We start from the raw sequence: 2,514 nt of genomic DNA, 5'->3' as shown, positions 1-2,514 counted from the left end.
CTCGGTGATGTCCACCTTCTTCGCCTGGATGCCGATATCGCCCTTGGGCGCCAGCACATCGCTGCCGGTCTGCGTGTAGGTCTGACCGGCCTGGATGCTGACGTTGCCGCCTGTACTGCCGATGACGCTGCCTGCGGCGGTGTCACCGGCCTGCTTCTGGGCGCTGCTCTGGCTGCGCGTACCGAGGGTGAGGCTGAGGCCTCCGCCGCCCAGCAGGCCGCTGCTGCGCTTGCTGTAGTCGCTGCTGGAGGCACTGTTTTCTGTCGCGGCGGTGATGTCCACGTTGCGGCCCGCCGTGATCGACGTGCCCGCATCGCTCAGGACGTTGCTGGCTATAAGGGCGACATCGCGGCTCGCGTTGATCGCCACATTGCGGCCCGAGAGTTCGCTGGCCACAGCCTTCGTCTGGTCGCTCGTCGTGCGGCTGGCGATGGTTGTGCTGCTCAGGAAGCCGGAGCTGGTGTGGCGCTGCGCCTGGTCGAAGCTGCTGCTGCTTTCCCCGGCGGCCAGTTTCACATCCCGGCCGTCGGCCGTCACCGCCCCGGCGCTGCTGGACACCGTGGCCGCACGGCCACTGATGTCGCCGCCCGCCTTCAGGGCGATGTCGCCTGCGGCCTGGACTGTCGTGCCCACGTCCTGGCTCTGGTGTACTCGAATTTTTCTATTGATCCAACAGTTGTCAGGGATCAGGGCAGCAGGATGGGGAGAAGGATTTGGGGTGTTTCCATAAAAACAACTATTCCCCCCGCTTTCTGCGTCTTCTATTTCTAAGATAAACGCAGCACGTTAAAATCATCCCTGAAAGGCAAATTACTGAAGACCAAATTCTGCGCCATTCGATTTTCGCGACCGAATCCACTTGACCGGGATTTAAGTCAAAGATATGAGCAAACCAAATAGCAATCACATGTGCATTCCATGCGAAAGCGCAGCCACCGCCATACATCGCCAGCATAATGATAAAAGAGGACGGCCTATCCAAGCGATCAATTCTATCGATCCACACCCCATAAGCATGGTTTAATTTATCAAAAACCAAAGCAATATAATTAATCATTTTTTCTTGTCATCACCCTTCAAATCAATAAAACTTGTGTCAACGCTGATGAATTACGTGAAGACCTACAACCACCTCATTCCGCAGCGGGCTCTCGGGCACATGACACCCGTTCAGGCCCTGAAAGACTGGTACGCCAGAAAGCCTGAACTGTTCAGGAAGCGGGTTTATGATCGGGCGGGTCTTGACATGTAGGAGAAGGCGCTGGCTTGCACCTCGGCGGCCCGTACTGGCAGATCAATCTCAACGACCAGCGTGGCCGCGCCGCCCATGGTGATATGTGTGCCAACTTCGCGACCTCGCGTCGCAGTCAGAATTTTATTTCTGCCGCTGACTTTTACGACGTCTAATCAAAACCACGACAGCACCAACAATGGCAAAGCCCATTAAGGGTAGACCAATGATCAACGATAAGATTTGCCGCCACTCTTTTTTTTCATTATTTATCTCACGATGAATTCCCCAAAAAAACTGATCAAACCAAATAAAAAAATCATAAGAATTCCAAAGAATTAAAATCATCAACATAGAAAATAAAAATATACGGAAAAGCCCTTTGTAAGATTGCATATCAAAAAACTCTCCAGGACCAACTCTTGGATTACTTAGCCAAGAATCAAATCGTCGCCAGTAATTCATTTTTTAGCCCCTTCTTTTGCTTCTTGATTAAATTTTAAATATGGCTGGCTATTGCTAACTACTGCATCGACTGCTCCGCCCAAATAATTTGGATACGGATTCACTCTACCGAAATTTTGAAATAGAATTGGAATTTTTGGATTAATCGGCTCCGCTCTCAATCTGGCCGGAAGTATTATCCTTGAACCTGCTGATACTAGCTTTCCAGAGAATGTCCCAAACGCGCTGAACAAAAATCCACTCCAAACAGAATCAGCAATTCCCTCATTCTCGCCATAAAATTTATTGGTTATCGCCGTATTTATGCCTCCCACGGCCCCGCCAACAAGCGCATTACCAAGTACAGCGCCACCAACAAAAGGAACCGATAATCCAGCAGTCGCTGCGGACACCAAGGTTTTCCCGACCTTATACTCTCTACCTTGGTGAAGTTGCGCTAAGACATTAAACCCGCCAGCCAAGCCTCCGCCAAGTGCTATTCGACTTGGTACTGCGGCAGATGCCCAAGTTGCCCCAAGAGTCTTCAAGCCGACACCGCCCCCAAAAAGAATGGCCGCATCTAATGTCGACTTGGCAGCTCTTGCATGGAAGCTCCCTTCCCGTGGGTCTTCAGGCTCGCCAACAGTTGACACATTCAATACAAAACCTCGGTTGGGACTATCCGCCCAAACAAATTCCCCTGATTTGCCCTTAGTGATATTCCCCTTAGCGACTGCATCCTGGATAAGGCTGTTGCAGGCCACCGAACTGGCTTCGGGGCCGCCACCGCAGGCCGCGCCAAGCTTGCGGTCTCTCTCTTGCGACAGCGCTGACAGCTT

At 52.1% G+C, this 2,514-nt stretch carries 2 protein-coding genes and 2 pseudogenes; 1 reads left to right on the top strand and 3 read right to left on the bottom strand.

The window, feature by feature from the left end; translation table 11 throughout:
- Positions 1 to 633, bottom strand: a pseudogene (locus tag RV045_RS14250) (hemagglutinin repeat-containing protein); the annotation flags it as partial.
- A 457-nt stretch (positions 634 to 1,090) separates the two neighbouring features.
- Here RV045_RS14250 and RV045_RS14245 point away from each other — a divergent pair.
- A pseudogene (locus tag RV045_RS14245) lies at positions 1,091 to 1,252 on the top strand (IS481 family transposase); the annotation flags it as partial.
- Between the two features lie 123 nt (positions 1,253 to 1,375).
- Here the strand turns inward: RV045_RS14245 and RV045_RS14240 are convergent.
- Both RV045_RS14240 and RV045_RS14235 read right to left on the bottom strand, forming a co-directional pair.
- Positions 1,376 to 1,696 carry a hypothetical protein gene (locus RV045_RS14240; protein ID WP_423236458.1) on the bottom strand — a complete coding sequence of 107 codons (321 nt, stop codon included), beginning with the start codon at positions 1,694 to 1,696 and terminating at the stop codon, positions 1,376 to 1,378.
- A partial coding sequence (locus tag RV045_RS14235; RefSeq protein ID WP_423236457.1) for a DUF6862 domain-containing protein occupies positions 1,693 to 2,514 on the bottom strand: 822 nt, incomplete at its 5' end. The genes RV045_RS14240 and RV045_RS14235, both read right to left, overlap by 4 nt.

Origin of the sequence: Amphibiibacter pelophylacis, assembly GCF_037688875.1 — a bacterium.
GTDB lineage: Bacteria > Pseudomonadota > Gammaproteobacteria > Burkholderiales > Burkholderiaceae_C > Amphibiibacter > Amphibiibacter pelophylacis.
The sequence above is the reverse complement of the archived record's forward strand: the minus strand, read 5'-3'. Positions and strand labels throughout refer to the sequence as shown.

What these genes read in the sequence shown, in the direction of transcription:
- RV045_RS14240 (WP_423236458.1), bottom strand. Translation starts at nt 1,696, where the DNA reads ATGAATTACTGGCGACGATTTGATTCTTGGCTAAGTAATCCAAGAGTT.